Annotated in this window: 23 protein-coding genes; 4 read left to right on the top strand and 19 right to left on the bottom strand. The window is 52.9% G+C overall.

The annotated features are described in order from the left end of the window. A complete protein-coding gene (locus FYJ85_RS11095) occupies positions 1-4,314 on the top strand; it encodes a glycoside hydrolase family 2 protein (protein WP_154418532.1) in 4,314 nt (1,437 codons plus the stop codon). 32 nt (positions 4,315-4,346) lie between these two features. On the opposite strand, the gene FYJ85_RS11090 is transcribed toward FYJ85_RS11095, so the two are convergent. Together FYJ85_RS11090 and FYJ85_RS24415 are read right to left on the bottom strand one after the other, a co-directional pair. After that, a complete protein-coding gene (locus FYJ85_RS11090) occupies positions 4,347-4,607 on the bottom strand; it encodes an ArsR/SmtB family transcription factor (RefSeq protein WP_154418530.1) in 261 nt (86 codons plus the stop codon). A 95-nt stretch (positions 4,608-4,702) separates the two neighbouring features. Further along, positions 4,703-5,482 carry a helix-turn-helix domain-containing protein gene (locus tag FYJ85_RS24415; protein ID WP_419643245.1) on the bottom strand — a complete coding sequence of 260 codons (780 nt, stop codon included), beginning with the start codon at positions 5,480-5,482 and terminating at the stop codon, positions 4,703-4,705. A gap of 273 nt (positions 5,483-5,755) precedes the next feature. Between FYJ85_RS24415 and FYJ85_RS11080 the strand changes: the two genes are divergently transcribed. The 3 genes from FYJ85_RS11080 (at position 5,756) to tnpA (FYJ85_RS11070) (ending at position 8,014) form a co-directional block, all read left to right on the top strand. Next, the gene (locus tag FYJ85_RS11080; protein WP_154418526.1) at positions 5,756-7,093 is read left to right on the top strand and encodes an endo-1,4-beta-xylanase; all 1,338 of its coding nucleotides are present in this window, start codon (positions 5,756-5,758) and stop codon (positions 7,091-7,093) included. Positions 7,094-7,354: 261 nt separating this feature from the next. Beyond that, complete coding sequence (gene tnpA, locus FYJ85_RS11075; RefSeq protein ID WP_154418524.1) at positions 7,355-7,678, top strand: IS66 family insertion sequence element accessory protein TnpA; 324 nt, start codon at positions 7,355-7,357, stop codon at positions 7,676-7,678. A gap of 51 nt (positions 7,679-7,729) precedes the next feature. Then, positions 7,730-8,014, top strand: coding sequence for an IS66 family insertion sequence element accessory protein TnpA (gene tnpA, locus FYJ85_RS11070; protein ID WP_154418522.1), 285 nt, complete (start codon positions 7,730-7,732; stop codon positions 8,012-8,014). A gap of 15 nt (positions 8,015-8,029) precedes the next feature. Here tnpA (FYJ85_RS11070) and FYJ85_RS11065 read toward each other — a convergent pair whose 3' ends face one another. From FYJ85_RS11065 to FYJ85_RS10985, 17 genes are all read right to left on the bottom strand, one after another. Then, entirely contained in the window at positions 8,030-8,722 is a 693-nt protein-coding gene (locus FYJ85_RS11065; protein WP_154418520.1) for an MmcQ/YjbR family DNA-binding protein, read from the bottom strand. A 94-nt stretch (positions 8,723-8,816) separates the two neighbouring features. Then, positions 8,817-9,470 carry a nucleoside 2-deoxyribosyltransferase gene (locus FYJ85_RS11060; RefSeq protein WP_154418518.1) on the bottom strand — a complete coding sequence of 218 codons (654 nt, stop codon included), beginning with the start codon at positions 9,468-9,470 and terminating at the stop codon, positions 8,817-8,819. Between the two features lie 95 nt (positions 9,471-9,565). After that, a complete protein-coding gene (locus tag FYJ85_RS11055; RefSeq protein WP_154418516.1) occupies positions 9,566-9,997 on the bottom strand; it encodes a hypothetical protein in 432 nt (143 codons plus the stop codon). Next, positions 9,994-11,496, bottom strand: a complete 1,503-nt coding sequence (locus FYJ85_RS11050; protein ID WP_154418514.1) for a Y-family DNA polymerase — start codon at positions 11,494-11,496, stop codon at positions 9,994-9,996. The genes FYJ85_RS11055 and FYJ85_RS11050 overlap by 4 nt, the downstream gene beginning before the upstream one ends. Further along, positions 11,493-12,149 carry a helix-turn-helix domain-containing protein gene (locus FYJ85_RS11045; protein WP_154418512.1) on the bottom strand — a complete coding sequence of 219 codons (657 nt, stop codon included), beginning with the start codon at positions 12,147-12,149 and terminating at the stop codon, positions 11,493-11,495. Before FYJ85_RS11045 ends, FYJ85_RS11050 begins: the two co-directional genes overlap by 4 nt. Then, positions 12,146-12,994: a BRO-N domain-containing protein gene (locus FYJ85_RS11040; RefSeq protein ID WP_154418510.1), complete on the bottom strand. Its 849-nt coding sequence runs from the start codon at positions 12,992-12,994 to the stop codon at positions 12,146-12,148. Before FYJ85_RS11040 ends, FYJ85_RS11045 begins: the two co-directional genes overlap by 4 nt. 77 nt (positions 12,995-13,071) lie before the next feature. Beyond that, positions 13,072-13,440: a hypothetical protein gene (locus FYJ85_RS11035; RefSeq protein ID WP_154418508.1), complete on the bottom strand. Its 369-nt coding sequence runs from the start codon at positions 13,438-13,440 to the stop codon at positions 13,072-13,074. Between the two features lie 31 nt (positions 13,441-13,471). Further along, positions 13,472-14,332: a TIGR02391 family protein gene (locus FYJ85_RS11030; protein WP_154418506.1), complete on the bottom strand. Its 861-nt coding sequence runs from the start codon at positions 14,330-14,332 to the stop codon at positions 13,472-13,474. Next, positions 14,329-14,748 carry a very short patch repair endonuclease gene (locus tag FYJ85_RS24410; RefSeq protein ID WP_154418504.1) on the bottom strand — a complete coding sequence of 140 codons (420 nt, stop codon included), beginning with the start codon at positions 14,746-14,748 and terminating at the stop codon, positions 14,329-14,331. Before FYJ85_RS24410 ends, FYJ85_RS11030 begins: the two co-directional genes overlap by 4 nt. A 2-nt stretch (positions 14,749-14,750) precedes the next feature. Further along, positions 14,751-15,968: a type II restriction endonuclease gene (locus FYJ85_RS11020; RefSeq protein WP_206213119.1), complete on the bottom strand. Its 1,218-nt coding sequence runs from the start codon at positions 15,966-15,968 to the stop codon at positions 14,751-14,753. Then, complete coding sequence (dcm, locus tag FYJ85_RS11015) at positions 15,965-17,182, bottom strand: DNA (cytosine-5-)-methyltransferase (RefSeq protein ID WP_154418500.1); 1,218 nt, start codon at positions 17,180-17,182, stop codon at positions 15,965-15,967. The genes FYJ85_RS11020 and dcm overlap by 4 nt, the downstream gene beginning before the upstream one ends. After that, on the bottom strand, positions 17,179-17,370 hold the full coding sequence (gene mads1, locus FYJ85_RS11010; protein ID WP_154418735.1) for a methylation-associated defense system helix-turn-helix domain-containing protein MAD1: 192 nt from the start codon (positions 17,368-17,370) through the stop codon (positions 17,179-17,181). The genes dcm and mads1 overlap by 4 nt, the downstream gene beginning before the upstream one ends. Positions 17,371-17,742: 372 nt before the next feature. Beyond that, positions 17,743-17,952, bottom strand: a complete 210-nt coding sequence (locus FYJ85_RS11005; RefSeq protein WP_154418498.1) for a hypothetical protein — start codon at positions 17,950-17,952, stop codon at positions 17,743-17,745. A 3-nt stretch (positions 17,953-17,955) separates the two neighbouring features. Then, positions 17,956-18,324 carry a gamma-glutamylcyclotransferase family protein gene (locus tag FYJ85_RS11000; protein ID WP_154418496.1) on the bottom strand — a complete coding sequence of 123 codons (369 nt, stop codon included), beginning with the start codon at positions 18,322-18,324 and terminating at the stop codon, positions 17,956-17,958. After that, positions 18,321-18,752, bottom strand: coding sequence for a gamma-glutamylcyclotransferase family protein (locus FYJ85_RS10995; RefSeq protein ID WP_206213118.1), 432 nt, complete (start codon positions 18,750-18,752; stop codon positions 18,321-18,323). Before FYJ85_RS10995 ends, FYJ85_RS11000 begins: the two co-directional genes overlap by 4 nt. A gap of 147 nt (positions 18,753-18,899) precedes the next feature. Continuing rightward, entirely contained in the window at positions 18,900-19,328 is a 429-nt protein-coding gene (locus tag FYJ85_RS10990) for a DUF3846 domain-containing protein (protein WP_206213117.1), read from the bottom strand. 116 nt (positions 19,329-19,444) lie between these two features. Continuing rightward, entirely contained in the window at positions 19,445-19,801 is a 357-nt protein-coding gene (locus tag FYJ85_RS10985) for a hypothetical protein (protein ID WP_154418490.1), read from the bottom strand. Positions 19,802-19,931: the final 130 nt, after the last annotated feature.

The raw sequence follows: 19,931 nt of genomic DNA, 5'->3' as shown, positions 1-19,931 counted from the left end.
ATGATTCGAGCTTTGTTTTCCGCGCTCCTTCTCGGGACGCTTGCCGCAGCCGGAGCGGATCACGTTTACTTCCCGGAGACGCGCATTGCGCGCGTCGCGCCGGAGAAACTCCACGATCAGGATCTCTCAAAGGCGTTCCGCAAAACCGCCGGAGAGCGCACCGACATCAGCCTCAACGGCTTCTGGAGATTCACGCTCTGCGAAAAGGAACAGGAGACCCCTCCGCCGCTTTCGGAGGAGTGGGGATACTTTCTCGTGCCGGGTTTCTGGAGGATGGGAGCGATGTGCAACTTCTTCCGCACAAGCGACGGACGGGCCGTCGAAAAAGTGCGCGGCAAATCGTACAACGACTATCGCCAGGGGTGGTATTTCCGGGAGTTCGCCACGCCACCGGAGAGCGCCGGACGGCAGACGCTTCTGAAATTTGACGCGCTCTACACGAAAGGAATCGTGGTCGTGAACGGACAGCGCGTTCCCCTGCCCGAACATCAGCCGCGCCTCAAATGCAACACTCCCGCCTTCCAGGTCGACATCACGCGGTATCTGCGTCCGGAAGGGGAGAAAAATACGATTTACGTCGCGACCTCACCGGAAGATCTGCCGGGAGATGCGGCTCGCGCCGGACTTCAGGACAACGTCTGGCTCTGCACGCGGCCGTTGCGGAACTTCGGAAATCCCCGGGTATTTACTTTTGTAAAGGCGCGGAAACTGCGGATCGACTTCCACGGTGGCACGCTGCCGGAATCGTTCGACGGCACGCTGGAATTCACCTTCCGCGACGCCGCGACCGGGGAGACGGTCCACACCGAACGCCGTCCCTTCGCTCCGACAGTCACGCTCGACTACGTCACGCCGAAGCTCTGGAGCGTCGACGAACCGAACCTCTACTACCTCGACTGCCGCCTCACGTCGAACGGGGCCGGCATCGTCGACGCAGCCACGCTGCGCTTCGGATTCCGCGAACTGACCGCCGAAAACGGCCGGTTCCTGCTGAACGGCAAACCGGTCATGGTCAACACCGACTCCTCGTGGCAGGGAATGTGGGCCCCGTTGTGGCACACGATGGAAAACATGACGCGCAAGAGCATCCGGCTGATGAAGCTCTTCGGCATCAACGCGGCCTACACGCAGCGCATGAATGCCGCCTCCTTCTACGACATCGCCGACGAGGAGGGGTTCCTCTGCATCGAGCGGATCGAGCTCACCTACGACGAGTACAACACGCACACCGCCGAAGAGTGCCTCGCCCTGTGGCGTTCGCTCGCGCGGGAGGCTGTCGACTCCGGCCGGTTCGACAATCACCCGTCGGTGGCGGCCGTTCTGATCAACATCTATTATCAGATGTCGGCAAGTGCGAACAATCCGGCCTACACCGCGATGTCGAGAAACGCGAAGGAGCATCTCTACCGCCTGCCGGACGGCACGGAGGAACTCCGCAGCGGCGGCGATCCGAATCTTCCCGGCGATCCGACGATCCGCTCGGAGAAACTCAATCTCGTCGCCGATCACGTGCACGAATATTTCCCGGACGCCGAAGTGCTGACCGGCGCCTCCGGCCATGTGAAAAATGCCTACGGAATCCACCTCTATCACACCTGGGGCGCGCCGTTCGCGGAACTGGCGGCGTTTTTCGAGCGTTACTCGAAAGAGCGCGCCGTAACGGTCTACTGTGGAGAATACGCCATTCCGTACCACGGCTCCTACGCCCATCTGAATCTGTGGGGTCAGATCCGCAACAAGCCGGAGTTCTACTACTGGCTGGAGAACGCCGCGCGCATCCTCGGGCCCGCCGCCTACCGCGAAAAAACCGTCACGGCGACATTCGCCTGGGACGGCGCCCGCAACGACCTGCTCGCCGCCGGCTCCGGACACGACGGGTTTGATCAAAACCTGGAATACGATTTCATTGCCGACTTCTACGCGAAGATTCTGGCCGAATCGGTGAACCGGACGGTCTTTTTCTGGCGGTACGACGGGCTCTCCGGCCTCGCGCCGTTCGAGTATGTTTCGGGCCGCTTTCTCACGGCGGCGCGCTCATGCCCGCCCGCCCCGCGGCTCGACGGCGACCTGACGCGGCCCGGCGTGAAACCGGAATCGCTGATCGGCTCCCATGTGCTGCCGCTCTTCGATCCGTTCGGACCGGAGCTCGATTTCCGCCCGAATCTCGTTTCGACCCCGTTCCGGCAGGCGATGAAAAAAACCATCTGCAAAATCGTCGGAGCGGGCAGGGATTACTACGAGGACGACCACGCCTTCTGGAGCGGGGAGACACTCCGCAAGGGATTCGGCGTCATCCACATGGGAGAAAAAACGCTGGACGGCACGGTCGAAATCGTCCTGCTCGACGGTTCCGGCGCGGCGGCGGCGAAAACCGAATTGCCGCTGCGACTCGCCCCGTTCACCCAAAAGATCGTTCCATTCGAGCTGAAGCTGCCGAAAACGGGCGTCCGGCGGGAGTATACTTTGCATGTGCGGTATCTTTCCGATGCGCCCGATGCGCCGGAACTCGCCGCCGCGCAGAAGATCCAGCTCTTCCCGCAGGTTCTCCCGGCCGTCCGGAAAATAGCGCTCTACGGCGGAAAGCCGGAATTCGTTTCGGCGCTGAAACAGCTCGGCTACGAGATCGTCCCGGTCAATACATTCGACCGGCTCGACCCGGCGCTGCCGCTCGTGGTCGCTCCCGGCGCAATCCGCGACCGGAAGGACCTGCCCGACTTCTCCGCGCTCGCCGACAAACGCGGAATCCGGACACTCGTGATGGAACAGCCCCGGAACGCCTCGCCGGAGCTGATGAAAATCCGCAGCCGTCAGGCGTTCATCAACGCCCCCTCACACCCCGTGCTGGAGGGATTTTCCGACGTGGATTTCTCCTACTGGCGCGGCAGTCACTCGCTGGATCCGGCCTACGGCATCGCCGAACCGGGACACGTCTGGTCGAACGCCTCCTGGACCGACTGGGGCAACCGCGGCATGGTCGCGGCCAACGTCTTCCGCCGCCCGCAGACCGGAAACCTCCTGTCGCTGCTGGTCAGCGGCTTCGACCTCTATCAGACGCCGCTGCTGGAGTACCGCGGCCCGAACGGCGGTTGGATCGGCTCTCAGCTCGAAATCGGCGAACGACTGCTGCTCGACCCGGTTGCGACCACCGTGTTCTGCCGCATGATCGACTATCTCGCCGAACGTCGCCCGGCATATGGGGAGGTCGGGTTCTCCGGAGGAGAAAAAGGCAGAGCGCTGCTCGACAAATTCGGCGTCCGCTATCGCGAAAGCGACCTCGAAAACCTCGCCTCGCTCCGGCTGCTGATCCTCTCCGACCCCGACTGGAAGGAGCTCGAAAAACGGAGTCTCCAACTCTCCGACTACGTCTACAACGGCGGGAAGATTCTCTATCTGCACACTGGCGGGAACTGGTACGGTTCGTGGCTGCCGTTCCCGATGGAAATGAAACGCTCCGCGAAGACGGAAAAAGCAGTCACGCTCACTCCCGGAAACGGAAACTGGATGGAGGGATGGAGCGAATGCGAACTCTACTGGCGCGGCAAACCCGAACTGCCGGAATTTTCCAGGTTTCCGAAGAGTGCGGACGCGACCTCCCCGGCGGTTCTGGTCCGGGTGAACCATGGCTGCGGCAGCTACTTCTTCAGTTCGCTCACGCCGGAGAGCTTCGACACGGGGAAAATGGCCGCTGCGAAATATGCCCGTCTGATCTCCGCAGTGCTGACGTCACACGGCGCGGCCCTGGCGAACAGCGCATCGCCCTATCTGCCGGATCGCAGTCTCACGATTCCGCTACGAAATCTGCGCTGGGAGTTCTCGCTCGACCCGAATGACGAGGGACTCGCCGAAAACCGGCAGTCCGGGTTCGACGGTTCCGGCAAATGGCTCAGCGGTCAGCAGACACTCGGCGGCGAATCGGTCCGGCCCGGAGTCGGTTACGAGGCGTTTCTCGAACGCGACTACGCTGGGGTGAGCTTCTACCGGCTGCGCTTCAAACTGACCGCGGAACAGGCCACGGCGAAGAACATGCGCGCCGAACTCGGAACCATCAACAGCTCAGACCGCACTTTCCTGAACGGAAAAGAGATCGGCTCCTCCGCCGCAGGCCGCCGCGTCTACCGGATTCCGGACGGATTGCTCAAGCCGGGAGAAAACACGCTCGTCATCCGGGTCGAGAGCCGGAAGAAACCCGGCGGACTCGTCGACGCCGCAATCCAGCTCTCCAACACCGACGGCGTCACGAGCTTCTGGAAGCGGCTCTACCCCGGCGGCGACCGCGACTACAACTACAATCCGGACTGGATCCGGCAATACTGAACCGGATGATTCTCTCCGGAGGCGCGTATCTTTTACGTCCGCGCTTCCGGAGAACCGGATTCGCGCAGAGAACGGTATTTGCTGCGCAGACAGTTCAAAATCGTAACCGCATTGACCGCCGCGATCCGATAGAAGATCTGCCGGCCCTCACGGCGGCATGCGACGATCCCGGCCAGACGCATCTTGTTCAGATGCTGCGAAACCGCGCTCTGCGGACCGGAGACTCCGGAGATGATCTCGCTGACCGTCGATTCGCCATGCAGATCGAGGCACTCGAGTATCCGCAGCCGCAAAGTACCGGACTTTCAATGGCCGGTTTGATGAATCCGGCGATTACATCATCGCCGTCGGCGCTTTGCGGGAATGTTGATTCCCTGTCGGGCGATCTTCAGCGGCGGCTTGTCGGAGAAGAACCTGCTGTTCTCCAGCTTCGAGGAGATCTTCCGAAAAATTTCCGGAATTCCGTGGAGAAGTTCAAGGCGTTTCCGTAGCCGACCAGTCCGGCGATTTCCTTCACGGAAAATGAGTTTTGTTCCAGCAGACGTGCCGCCTGACGCATCCGCAGTCCGATCAGATACTGGTGCGGAGTTTTCCCGAGATGTTGTTTGAACAGGCGGGTCAGCGTGGAAACACTGATTCCGGAAGAATCAGCGAGAGATTTCATCTCAATGGATTTTCCGTAATCCTGTCTGAGTTTTTCCAAAACATTTTGCAGGATGGCGGGCAGGGCCGGTTTCTGAGCCGGACAACTCAGATATTGGAGCAGTTCGAAACAGAGACCCGAAATTTCCCGGCAGACCGGAAGCCGAAATGATTCCGGAAGAAGAACATTCATTCGATCAAACCACCGTTCCGCGACCGCTGCATCCCCGGCTGAAAAAAACGGGCTTCGAGTTCCTTCCCCCTCACGCAGAATCGACTCCAGAACCGGTCCGGAAATCAGAAGCGCAGATCGCTCGCAGCTGCGGGGAGTCAACAGTTCATATTTCGTTTCCGGAGCAAGAAAAAAAAGATCTCCGGGTTTGGCCAGGTAACATCGGCCTCCGCTCCGGATGGCTGTTTCTCCGGAATGAATCAGACCGATGTTCAGAAAGGGCGGATACTCTCTGCGGTGGTAATCCCCGACCCATGAGCGTGTTCTGCAATACAGCGTACAGCGGAGCAGCATCTTCTCCATCTCCTCCGAAGATTGCCGCCAGCGTAAAATGTCGTGGTGTTCTCTCTGGTAATAACGTGTCCGCCCGCTGCTGTAATAACACTTCGGATTCAGATCTGAAAAAAGTGTCTGAAGGGAATCGAATTTCAACATGATGATTTACCAAATGTCATTCCGCATTTTCAAATATAATATACCGTGATTTCACTTTTTTTCAAATATTTCAGTGATATAGTATTCGGAAGTCACAGGTTTGATTTTTCTGAAACAAGTTGGGAGGAATCTATGTTCGACGAAAAAAAATCACGCGATTTGGCCAGACAACTGCTGCGCAAATTTGAACATCCGAAAGCCGGAACATGGGAACGCGTGGAGCTGGATATCAAGCGCAATCGCATGGGATGGGGAACGATCCTTCTGAAAGATCGCGCCGGAAGGCCGCTGAAAAATTGCGAAATCAGGATCCGCCAGACGGGACACGATTTTAAATTCGGATGCAATGCCTTCAAACTGAAAGACTTTTCCGACAACGAGAAGAATGCGGCATACGAAGAGTTCTTCCGCAGGGTTTTCAATGAGGCGGTTGTCCCGCTTTTCTGGGATTCGACAGAACCGGAGCGGGGGGAATTCCGCTATTCCGCGGACAGTCCTGTGATGGAACGTCGACCGCCCGCAGATCTCGTGATCGACTGGTGCGAGGAGAACCGGATTGCGCCGAAGGGACATTGGATCTTCTGCGACAACTTTGTCCCTTCGTGGCTTCCGAAGGATTCCCGCGAGGTCATGTTCCTGTTGGAAAAACGGATCATGGAACTTGGCCGCCGCTATGGAACAAGAATCCGGAAATGGGATGTGGTCAACGAATCATTCACCTATCATCCGCGGAAATGTCCGACCATCGGCGATGCGACCGTCCCGCCGGATTATGTGTATCAAACCTTTCAAATGGCGGAAAAATATTTTCCCGTCATGGACGAATTCATCTACAACGACGGAACCGATATCTCTTTCCGGTCCTTCGCTCATGACAGTTCGCCCATGTTTCTTCTCGCTGACCGCCTCCTGAGGCGCGGCGCCAAACTGGACGGGCTAGGCCTGCAGTTCCATTTGTACGGGGATGTGGAGAGTGCGGTGAGAATGGAAACCGGAAGTTTCTTTGATCCGGCCCATCTCCTGCAGGTGATGGATCAGCTCGGGCAGTTGAATCTTCCGCTCCACATTTCGGAAATTTCCTTGCCGTGCTACCCGGAGTTTCCCCGGGACATTGCCCGGGAGATACAGGGGGAACTTCTGAGAAACTTCTACCGGGTCTGGTTCAGCCAGAAAAACTGCCAGTCCATCGTTTACTGGAATCTATGCGACGGAACTGCCTATGGTGATGAAAGCCGATTCAATGCCGGCCTCATCGGTCCGGATTTCACTGAAAAACCCTCTTACCGGATTTTGGATTCGCTCATCAATCACGAATGGCACACGGAAACCACTGTCGCCACGGATGAGAACGGGGAAGCTGTCTGGAACGGTTTTTACGGCGAATACGATCTGAAGTTTCTCGGAACATGCGAGCATGTCTCGCTGACTCCGCGCGGAGAGAATGAGTATCCGTTTGCCCTTTCGGAATAACGCTTTTTCGCAACGACGTTTCGCGGAGAATCCGGTGTGCGGGGGGAACCACGAGAGTGGAGCCCCCCGCACAATTCTTTCCCGGGTTGAGCTCTCGGACGTTTTCTGTTTTTTCTCCGCTCTTCTGAGGGGAAAAGAATCAACCGGCAGGCGCGGGAGGCCGATGCAGACAACACCGGTAACCGCCCGGTGAGCTACATCTGGATTTGAGATTGCATGCGTGTTATGTTCTTCCACAAACCAGAATAATGGGAGGAATACATGGGACGCGAAGGACGGGATTATTGGGTAGAGCAACTTTCGGAGTATTGGGACAGCGGTTTGACGATCCAAGAGTACAGTGACTTGAAAGAGCTGCCTTACGAAAGTGTACGTCGTTGGATCCGAGTGTTACAAAAGGCGCGCCAGGCCGATACGGGCGAATCGGAATCGCTGGAGCTGGTAGAGATCAAGCCTTTGCAGACCAATGCGAATGATAACTCAGGGATTCGGCTGCTGATTGACGGCATAGAAATTGCAGTGGCAAAAGGTTTTGACGGCACTACGCTGTCCGGTAAGCGCCCAGCCAGCCCCATCTGGATTTGAGTCAGACAGTGTGGTATGTTCTTCCACAAACCGTAATAATGGGAGGACGGCATGGGACGCGAAGGACGAGATTATTGGGAGGCGCAACTGTCCGAATATTGGGACAGCGGTCTGACGATTCAAGAATACAGCGAACTGAAAGAACTTCCTTACGAAAGTACACGTCGCTGGATCCGAGTGTTGGAAAAGGCACGCCAGGATGATGTGAGCGACCCGGAATCGTCGAAAGAAAGCATTGGGGAAATACATCGTAGGAGTTTCCATTGCCGGAGAAATCTTGATGGGCGGCAGATTGACGTTGTTGATCTTGCAAAAAAAAGATCGGCTGAGCTGTAGTCTTTACACGGGAGATCACTTTTTGACTGCCTGATCTCGTGAACATTCGACCAAGTGTAGAATTTCCGTAATCTTCATATGCCCGTCCAGCTGAATAGCGAACCACGTCCGCTTGTTCATATGGAAGGCAGACAGGAAACGCCTGTCGGCGAGAGTTGTATCTCTTTTTTCATTTGGTATGCGCAGGAGAATAAACTCCGATATGGAATCATCCGCCAGACCGAATTTCCGTTTGGGAAGCCGCATCATCACTGCATACCATTTCCCCGTGTCCGCCCTGCGCAGTACAGCAGATTCAGGACTGTCTTCCCAGAGGAATTCAAGTTCTTCTCCCCACTGACTCCTGACAGTTTCAAGCAGTTCACGGCTCTGATTTTGGATAAAGACATTCCGCTCAAAGCAGGATGCGGCTAGCCGTTTCAGGAGCGATGTGACCGCTTTACGCACCAGACCGACAAACCTCCCGTTTGCATTTGCCACTCGATACAGGGTGTATTCATCCCCGGACTCGGAGTCCAGCACCCTCTCGGAGACAACTCCCTTGGCGGAGATGGATACGTGGCATTCAAGGGGCGTACCATCAATGGGAACTGTATATAACCAGCCGAATCCGTCTTCGCTATGGAAGCCGAAAGCAGGAAGAGTTGAGGGACGCACACGCAGCCGGACGAATTTGCTCAACGTGTCATGATACTCTGTATAACTCATTTCAGTTCTTCTCTGAGTGCTTCATCCGCATAGGCGTGAACGGTTATTTGTATTACAGAAAACTGTACTTTATATCGCCATTCATGCGCTTAAATTATGAGAGCAAATCCAGTTCTGCTTTTTCTCTGACAATCTGCTCAATCCGCTCTTTTGTCATTACCTTGCCCAGTTCATTTCCACAGGCCTCGGCAACCCAGGAATAGATTTTTTCCGCTTTTGCCAAATCGCCTTGAAACAAGGAAGGCATGGTGCGAACACGATCAAATCCGGAAATGACCTGTGTGGCGATCTCGCCCAGATAAGCGCTTAAACCATCCGGACCGGATACGTACTGATGATAGAGATTCATAGCATGGATCCGCACTGTCAATGAGCGGGGGTAATCCGAACACATCAAATTCCATGGATCGCTGGAGACTGTTTGATCCCCGGCATTTCGGAAGTCCGTCCGCAGGAGGACACAAGGAATATCCAGCATCTTGGTGATCATAAACTCGACCACGGTTCCGGAGTCAAGATCTGTTCCGTCAAAATTAAAAAGAGCCAGATGACAGCTCATGACCAGTTTCAGATCACCATTCCGGATACTGGTGTTGCGAAGCTGGTTCCCTTCTGTATCCTGGGGCAGAATCGTCTGATAAAAGCCATGGGAGACCTTTTGAACAGCATCGCTCAGCAGGCGGTTGCCAGAAAGATGTTTGAAATCAAAAAGATCCCCCGCATGATAGATCCTCATTGCCGCAGCCATTTTTCACCTCTTGAAATTACGCACAATCAGCGAATTCTGTTTCAATCATATGTTAAAATTGAATGAGCCTCTCTGCTAAAAGCGGTAACAACATTTCACGAATCCTCCATCATTTCGGAGAAAATTGATCCGCCAATATACGAAATATCATCCAGATGAATGATCACCCCGGTATCCAAAGTTATGATTCGTTCTGGAAGAGATATATTCTTTATTGATCCCGTAGTCGTTTGATATTCTCCGCCGGGTTTTCGCACGTCCGGAACGAAGTGTACTATATCCACCTCGGAGGAACCTTTCAACCTGCTTATCAGGAAATCGAATCTCCTGTTAAGTTCGTTCTGTTCCTGTTCACTTAGTTCCCGGCGTTCCGTCGTGAGCCGTCCGGCCTCAGCAATACTGTCATCATATCCCGTCAGCGCGGCAAATGGCGCGAACTGTGCGGCTCTGTCGAGCATCGGCATCTGCGGATGGTTCTGCGAGACGTGGTGCGGCAAGTGGATGATGTCGGCATAAGGACTGTTCATTTCCGATGTCCTCCTATCTGTTCGTTCCGCACCTTGCCTGTCGCGCCTTTCTCCAGATTCATGCCCTTGAGGATGGCATTCGCTCCCATACGTTTTTTGATGTTGAGAACTGCCTGCTGAAGACGCTTCTCCTTGTCCAGCTCCGCCTGTTCCGCCGCTTTCTGTTTTTCCAGAGCCTCGTAATCCGTAAAGAGATCGGGCTGTTCCTCCGGGGCGGCGGGGACATCCTTCTCGTTAAGGACGTGCGCCGCCACAACGGTGATGCGCCGAACCAGCAGATTCGGATCGACGCGGCGGTCGAACAGTTTCATCATGGCATCCGTAATAATTCTGCCGGATGAGGTGAAGCGATCAAGGTTAACCGAGCCGTGTGCCTCCTTGGGAATCTCTCTGCCGTAATGGTCGATTCGAACCGGCCCGGCATATCTCATGCGGCGGTCCGAATCGGTCAGATTGGAGGCGTCATATCCCACGGTCAGGACCAGCTGATCGGTCACGAGATGTTTTTCCACGAGATCGAGCACCAGCTGGTCGGTCATCTCACGGGCGACCAGTTTCCCTTTGTCGAATTCATACGGGTCCTGCAGCACCTGACCGGAACTGATGCTGTTGTTCTCCGGTTTGTATGCCTTGATCTCCGCAATGGTGACCGGTTCCCAGCCCCAGGCATGGTCGATCAGCAGTTCCGCATTGACGCCGAAGGTCCGGTAAAGGACATCCTCGCACTTGACCGACATCCGGGCGACATCGCCCATTGTCCGCAGCCCCAGGGATTCCAGTTTAGCGGCGTAACCTTTGCCAACTCGCCAGAAGTCTGTCAGCGGTCGGTGCGTCCAGAGTTTCTCCCGGTAGGACTGCTCGTCCAGTTCGGCGACTCGAACCCCGTTTTCGTCTGCAGGAATGTGTTTTGCCACAATATCCATTGCGACTTTGGCAAGATACAGATTCGTGCCGATCCCCGCAGTCGCAGTGATCCCGGTGGCGGCGAGGACTTCTCGGATCAGCTTCACGGCAAAATCGCAGGCAGAGAGTTTGTAGAGTTTCAAATACGGGGTCGCATCGATGAACACTTCGTCGATGGAATAGACGTGAATGTCGTCCGGTGAGACGTATTTCAGGTAGATGTCGTAAATCTGAGAGCTGACCTCGATGTAACGTGCCATGCGCGGCACGGCGACGATGTAGTCCAGTTCCAAAGACGGGTTCGCCGCCAGTTCCGGGGCGCTCACGGACTTGCCGCTGAATCGGTGTCCCGGCGCGATGCGCTGCCGCTGGGCGTTGACCTGCCGGACCTTCTGCACCACTTCGAACAGGCGCGGCCGTCCGGGGATGCCGCAGGCTTTCAGCGCCGGGGAAACCGCGAGACAGATCGTCTTGTCCGTCCGGGACTGGTCGGCAACCACAAGATTGGTCGTCAACGGGTCGAGTTTCCGGTCGGCGCACTCCACCGAGGCATAAAAGGATTTCAGGTCAATCGCTATGTAAACGCGGTCATTCATTTGTTGCAGCAAACTTTCTCACGAAAAAGAGCGGCTATCTTTTCTATTTCATCCTCACTTGGTTCGGCCTTCCCATGCTCCCATGCGGAGACCTTCTTCACGGAAACGTTGAGCGCGGCGGCAAACTTAACCTGCGAGAGTCCCAATGCCTTGCGTTTGGCAAGAAGTTGTTCCGGTGTAAGAAGTCCGGATTCATCGGTAAAATCAGGAATGGACACAGCAGGGAATGTATCGCCGAGAACAACTTTCAGCTTTGCAACTCCGGCGGCATTGACAGCGGATACATTTGAAATGGAGGTCCGGAGATCAGGATATTTCTTGTATTTGAGCCGGACAAGCGCGTTGACTTCATCCCGCACCATCCTCCGGGATTCCTCATCCAGCTTCATCGTGTTGATAGAGGATTCATCAATCTCCCGGCGGCCGGTGACGGCGATATTCCACGCGACCATGCCCATGCGCCAGAGAATATTGCGCCCGACAAGGTCGATCCCCCTGGAATCGTCGACATACTCCGGCAGAACATCGGCACACAGATCCATGAGCGCATCGGCGATACGTCCGCTCTGGTACAGACGATGTTGCTCAGCGTGAAATTTCCGCGCCTTCAGCTTTGCTTTGCGTTTGGCGGCTTTGTCCTGCTTATGACTCATTTATCTTCGCCTTCTCCGATTCCAGGCAGTTCATCGTTGGAGAGATGATTTTCTTCGGATATAATGGAGTGCCCTAATTCTTTTTCCGTCTCTTTTCTGGCATTCCCGGCAACCCTGCCGCCTCGTTGCGCCACCGATTTATGTCCCGGCATGGAGGTAGGTTTTTCCTGTTTGGAAAGTTCCGTAGTGACACGTTCGCCGAGCATGGTGAAAATCAGTTCCAGGTCTGTCATATGGTCGCGGAGATTTTGATTCGGTGAATTCAATCCTTTGTAGATTTTGTAGGCAGACGGCGTCATACCGAAAGTTGCCTTGCTGATTTCCGCAGTAAGGATGGCAAAATCTCGTTCATCGGTGATACCTCGCGCTTTCCATTCATCGGTGAGATTCTGGCGAATGGCGATACCGCGCAACCGCTTGTCAATCCAATCCTTTGGATAACCTTTCTGCTCATAGAGTTCTTTCATGCGTTCCTGGGCGAGTTCGGGATTTTCGATCTCCAACACCCGGTCGTAGCCAACTTGCGCCAGCCACTGCTTGAACGGTTCTGCTTTGGGCGATGGGATGGACTGGATGATACGGAACAGTCCTTTGACATTGGCACAGTTCACCTTTTGAACCCCGCCAGCCGTTTCGATGGAAAGGGGGGTGACAATTTGTCCCCACCCTTGCGCGAGTATCGGATCGCGGCGACGGATTTTTTTGATGTAATCCGTCGGATTGACACTGTCCGTCAAAACCGCTACAACATCAACCACGGCAAAATACCATTCATCATTGTGCAATGTCCGGCGAATAGTCTTGTCCTGAAAGACCACAAGGGATTTTTTACCCGTTTCGCTCATCTTTATGCCTTCTATCCTTAATATACACGACCTTATGTTTGATAGTCTTGATTTGCTCGTGGTTCATGGTACATCACTCAATACGTTATCTGAATCAGCAGTTCTTCCCCGTCTCCCGGTTGGGACACATCTTCAATGTCCTCGGCGATAGCCTCCATCATCTTTAAATAGGCAAGTTCACGCCGCCCCGTCCAGGCGAAATCCGACTTTACGGGGAAAAGCTGTTCCTGCATTTTCTCTTTCCAATTCTCTGAATCCAGCGCGGCAACGCAGTTTTCGTGCAAAGACACCAGCGCAAGGTAATCCAGGGGGCGCTCATTGCAGTCCAGTTTCCCATCGTAAATCTTTTTCCTGAGCCATTCGGCCAGAGGCCCGAATTTGTGCCAGTGGATAAGGCATTCCTTGCCGGACGATGTTTTTCTGCTGATGTAGATATCAAGTCCCATTATTATCGAAGCTCCTGCCACTTTTTATTTTCTATTTTTGGGTCAACTTCCCAGGCATCTGACGACATTCATCGAGATACTTATGAGCAAATGAAATGACTGTCAGAATGTCAAGAGCCTTTTCCTCTTCTACTTTCCAGTTGATTTTAGGTGTATGGGCTGCGGGATTACGGACGAGGTGGAAAATAGCCTGAAGTAACTCGCTCAGTCCGGTAAATTCACTTTTCTCGGACTCAGTCCTAAGAGAATTAAAAAATAAACTTGGATTCTTTAAGGAAAATGCTTGTTGAAAAAGTTGTCCTCCATCCCCTTGCATGCCAGAAATTTCACGTACTCGTTGAGCAAGCCCTTTTGACGCCTCAAATACGGCATCGAAGAAATCCTTTTGAAGAAGCTCTTTCTTGCAATACTTTTTCACTTCGTAATGGATGCATCTCTTTTGCAATTCTGCATTAAGGTGATTGACACGCTCATCAACCTCCTCAAGAGTCGAGGCTTGTTTCGTAGGCAAAAGTTTACCTCTTTCATCTACAAAAAGTCCAATTAAAAGCAAAACTTTATTCAATTCTTCCTTGAGTGAAAAATATTTCGATCTGTCGGAGTCAGCAGCATATCTAATTGGATTCATTGCAGCTTCAATAAAACGATAAATTTTGTCGAAACTCTGCTCTTGATTACAGGTCTCGGCAAAACAATTGTAAAGCCAATCTCGCTTATTCAGCCCCAATCGATAAACGTATTGGTTGCTTCGGTATCCGTCGTCTACGATGTGGAGTTTCTCCTGAATCATTAAATCCTTAAGGTTCGCTTTAGAGAGAATGCTTTCTGTTGCTCCCAAAACACTGGCTATTGATTTTAATTCCTGCTCGGAAAGTGATTTCCCATAATTCATTGGCAATTCCTTTTATTAAGAATTAAGGATGGAAGGGATTTTAGAAATTCATCTGATTTCAGCTCGCATTCCCAAACCACGATTAGATTCCAACCGAGCTCGTTCAGCTGTTTTTCCGTCTCCTTGTCTCTGTCGACATTCTGTTTGAATTTCTTCTGCCAGAATTCAACATTTGAGGACGGCATGGTTGCCTGTCGGCATCCGGGATGCCGATGCCAAAAACAACCGCGAACCTCAATAACTGTTTTGTATTTTGGAAGGACAATGTCGGGATGTCCCGGCAGACTTTTGACATGAAGTCGGAAGCGGAATCCGTGCCGGAAGAGGAACGATCGCACTGCGAGTTCCGGTGTCGTGTCATTCGACCGAATCCGGCTCATGTTCCAGCTTCGTTTTTCTTTGGTCAGGGAATCCATTGTCACACAGCTTGTTGACTCTCTTTTATGAAATCAACGAAATTTGTCAAATTCATGATTTTGGTACGGTAATCTTCCGGGAAAGACGTGATTATCGGCTGTGGGACGACCAATATAATTCCGTGCTGGTACATTTCAGCGAGCTGGTTTGAAGAAACACCCTGCTGCAAGGTGAACAGATGTTTATTTTCAATTCTGTCCGCTTCGGAAATAACCTGCCGCCACCGATCCTTGCAACAGGTTTTCGATGCGAGCATATGCAGTTTTGCGCTGGGAAATGCCGGATTGTGATAGTCCTTCCCCGAAGGGAATATAAAGTCCGGCTTTTTGTTCTGCTCAGTAATGACCTGAGCTTCAAATTTCAGCTGTTCGTACCGAAAGATGCTCTCCAGATGCAGTTCAAGGGATGTCCCGGCACGGGATTTTCTCCGATTTGCCACGCTGTTGGCATATTTGATGAATTCATCCACCGATGTAAAACCGTCTTTGATGTTCGGCATAACATTGTGTCTCTCAACCTCGGAAAAGATATCGAATTCCATCGCCCTCCTTTTCAGCAGCAGCTCGTCAATGGACTTTGCCCACGAGCTTTGAGGGAAGCGCGTTTCGATAAATTCAAAAATATCACGCCCGGTCGGGAATGTTTTCAGCCATGAAACCGGCAGCTGTTTCAAAAGAGGCAGATCGCTTTTTTCAGCTGACGCGGAGGATAGATACATCTGTCCCGGCTCCACTTCTTTGCCAAGCCAGTATTCGATGAGCTCCTCTTCTTCCGCCGTATTGCTCACCCAGCCGAGCAATTCCGTTTCCCCGTTTCTGCATGTTCCGGCAAGGATGCAGATGCTGCCGGTGTTTTCCACATCCTGCAATGGAGTTCCCACCCATCTGGTCAGCCGGAATTCGTCATACTTCTTTTTCAGTTTCATTTCAGGAAAATACTTGTTGTTGTAGTATTTCGCCTGAATTCCGGTTTTCAGGCAGTCCTGACTTGGAATATAGCACGAGATTTCCTGCGTCGGGTTGTATTGCTCCGTAGTCACAACCGCAGGAACGACCGCCTCCATAAACTGGCGGGGGACGTAAATCCCGGACTGGTGCCCCCCTGTAATTCCCGTGTCGTTTCCGGAAAGACGTTTGACAAGCCAGAACAGTTTATCCTGATCCAGAAGCTCAAGAAAACGAGTCAAAGAAATGTTTTTGCAACGCATTTCAAGGTTCATTTTGCTTTTCTCCGGGTTCTCAAAACTCTTGCTATTTCCAATGCGCATGAATGAATCGCGGGCCATACAACGCTGTTCCCGATTTGTTTGTATGCCTGAGTCCTGGAGACGGGGAACAGGAAATGTTCCGGATCATAGCCCTGCAACTGCATTGCCTCTTCGACGGTCAGACGGCGGGGACGGTTCCCCGGCTGCTCAATGAGAATTTCCGCTCCGTCCTTGTGATAGCGGGCGGAAATGGTTCTTGTTATTTCATTCTCTTTGATTGGAACATGATGCAGTCCGTAGCCGAAGCCGTTTCCTTCCGCCTCGTGGTGCGCCTTATGACGTTCAAGCGTATCCCATGTCCCCGGGCCGAGTGTGTATCCGTCCACATGAGGCAGAATAATGTCCTTGAGCTGTTTCGCCTTGTAATGCTCCTCAATGAGCGGCTCAACGGGGATGAAAATATCTTCTTTTCTGATGTCTATCAGGTCAGGGTTGTATCCGACAATAAACAGACGTTCCCGATGCTGCGGGACCCATTTGCTGCCATCGACAATCCGCCAGTTGACAACGTAGCCAAGAACATCTTCAAGGGTATGCCGGATGATTTCAAATGTCCTCCCCTGATCGTGACGGAACAGGTTTTTGACATTTTCAAGCATGAATGCCGCAGGGCGTTTTCTTGCCAGGATTTCCTTGATTTCAAAAAACAGCGTTCCCTGTGTCTGATCTTCAAAGCCTGTCGCGCGTCCCATTGAGTTCTTTTTTGACACTCCGGCAAGAGAAAACGGCTGGCAGGGAAATCCCGCACAAAGCACATCATGGGCGGGAATGGCATCTTTGTCAACGGCGCGGATGTCGCCGACGGGAATTTCTCCGTAATTTGCCTCGTAAGTCTTTTGTGCCGCCTCATCCCATTCCGAACTGAAAATGCTCCGTCCCCCGGCCTTTTGAAATGCAAGACGGAATCCGCCTATTCCGGCAAACAGGTCGATGAAAGTAAAATCAGCTTTCTTTGGAGGAGGATACGGGATTTCATTTTCAAGCAGACATGAACTGACCGGAAGGGAATTCTTCGCATCCAGTTTGACGACAGGCGGCGGCAGGATTTTCAGCATGTTCATGACAGCCGCGTTCAAATCGCTGTCCGACGAGGTAGAGCCGGATTCTTTCAGCAGTGCGATGATTTTCTGTCTCAGGATATCATCATCCATTGATTTTTTCATCATAGCGCACCACACCCTTCGGCAGCTTTTCCGGACTCCACCCAGGCATCAACTTCCTGCCGCTTGAATTTCCAGCATCTGCCGACTTTATGGGCTGGCATTGCTCTTTTCTCGATCCAGTTGTAAATTGTTTCCCGGCCGACTCCAAGATATTCTGCGATCTCGTCAACCGAAAGCCATCTTTCATCCATCATTGAGACTGCTCCACGATTTTCACCATGAGTAATGTCATACCCGTAACATACTGCTGCCATTGAAATATTCAAGGAGAACAGATGGAAAATATATGGTTTTGATAGGGTTTTATATTGATTTATCGGTATTTGTTGGCTTTAAAAACTGTTCGAGACAGTTTCTCATCAGGAAAGTATCAGGCATGAAAATATTTTTCTGCTCAGGGGGAAGAAGCGTTTTCAGCTGATCCGGTTGCTGAGATATGACGGGAGCCATCCGACCACGACTTGATTGCTTTTCTCATCCCAGAAGAAGTAGACCCGCATGCAGTATCGGTTCCCGCGGGGGGAGCTTGTTTTTCCACCTCTTTCCGAAGGAGTGGGTTGTCATTATCCGTTCACCCACCACCGCCAGACGCGGATACCGCAGAATGCGAGGAAGGCAATTCCAGCGATGCAGAACATCGCGATACCGAGCGGGAACCAGAGATACATCAGCCCCAGTCCGGCGGCGATGCTTCCGAACAGCACCACCAGTACGATTCCTTCTGTCAGCTTGATCTGTTTTGAGGTCAGTTCAACAAGGACAGTCTTTTCCATGGTTCACCTCGCTTTCCAGTCGCCGGAGGGGATGACTTTAGCCTGCTCCGGCAGATGGTTTATGGTGTAGATCCATGCCTGAACAGTCGAACCGTCCGGCAGGCGGAAATCCGTCAGAACACGATCGTAGAGGCGGGGATAGCCTTCCAGCCGGTCGACATCCGCCCAGTCTCGGATCGGGATTGCAATCAGCTCAACAGTGACCGGGGTATCGCCTTTCGGGACAAATGCCGGGAATCCCCATCCCGTGTCATAGAGTGTTCCGGAAATCGTTGCGATTCTGCGGGAAATGGCATTCCGGCAGAAACGTTCATTCCGTTCACCGGAACGAAGAGTGCCGTATGCGGCGATCAGGACAGTTTCTTTTTTCATTTGCGCCTCCTTTTTCTGATAAAATGATTTTTGATTCTGTGAAGATTCGCCCCCTCACGGCAGATCTTCCGATACTCTTCCGGATAGGGTAATCTGTTGCGGATTTCCTTGGTTTTCGGAGTCATTTCGTAAATCAGCGCGGGCAGTTCCGTCCCGTCGTCGAGGATCACATCCACGGTGTAACGGCGGTAAATCTGCGGATATCCCTCGTAGCGGTCAAGACGCGCCACGTCATGCGCCCGGAGAAGATATACAAACCCGTGAACTTGTTCTCCCGGTGCATAGTCGACATCGGCATAAAGCCGTTCGGTCAGACGGTAGTTCGGCAGAATCGCCGGAGCATATGGAACCGCCGTCGGGCAACGCTGAAACAACCTCTCCGGCAGCAGGTTGCTTCCGTATGCGAAATATGCGTATAACCCCTTCATTTCAGTTCCTTTCCTGCGATTTTTTCCATGAGCGTATATTTGCATGGCTTTTCGGAATATCCAGTTCATTCTACGATTTTTTCCCGAAAGAAAGTGATATTTTCCAGTGAAAACCGCCGGGAGCGGAAGCCCCCGGCTTTCCGATGCTCAGCACCCGCGTTTGCGTAAGAGATCGTGCATGGCTTCCGCCCTTGCCGCCTCGATGCTTTCCGGACTCAAATCCGGGATAAAAGCGCATCCGAAGGCGGGCGGCGGGAGCGGCGTCTTTTCCAGGTCGAGGAATTTGATGTTGCGTTCGATCAGAATTCTTGGGACTTTTGCATCGGTGAAGTCGTCGTTCTTGTCCACGCAGACCAGCAGGGCATTCCCGGCGATTCCTTCGGATCCGGGCCACCGGAATCCGACCTTCCAGTTCCGGAGGCGGCCTTCCTCGTCGCAGACCAAAACATGGTTCGCTCCGACATCAAGGCACTGGATCATGTCGCATCCGATGCGCTCATAAAATGCATGAAGCTCGTTTTCGATTTGGATTTCTTCGACCTTCCGGTCGACGGCGTTGATGAAAATTGCTCTCATAAAAAACTCTCCGGTTTCCGACCGAAGCCCCATGCTCCGTTCGTGTGGCATACAATGCCATGGGTTGTTGTTATATCCAGTCGCAACCGATTAATAATCAGATATATATTCCAGTCTTATTTTGGAGATGGAACTTGCTTTTTCGGATTTCCCTGCATCGGCGGAATGGGATGCTCAAGATCAACCTCATCCGCGTCAAGTACAAATGTGGCGTATCCCAGAGTTGTAAGACGCTGGAGAAACAGGAGTGAAGCCTTTTCCTCATCGTCAGGGAGTGCGAACTTTTCCTGCCCGATACTTGCAAGCATCCATCGCATGAAATTCAGCGGAGTCTGGCTTGCCTGAAAGGGATTCATTTTCATAGCATTGACGATATCCAGAGCTGTCTTCCCGGAAAAATACTCCCCGGTGCATTCGACAGGATTGCCTTCAAAGTCTGTTTCGTAAATTCGGATTTTCATGGTTTGCGCCATACCTGTCCTTCTATGTTAGGTTTTGTCAAGTCGTTTTGTGGTATTTCTGACTTTTTCTTAAAAATTCTTCCTTTCCAAAGCAAATTCCCCCTTCCCCATGCACTCATGAGCTGTAAAGCAATCTACTTTT

The organism is Victivallis lenta, from assembly GCF_009695545.1.
GTDB lineage: Bacteria > Verrucomicrobiota > Lentisphaeria > Victivallales > Victivallaceae > Victivallis > Victivallis lenta.
This window is presented reverse-complemented; position numbering and strand designations above follow the sequence as displayed.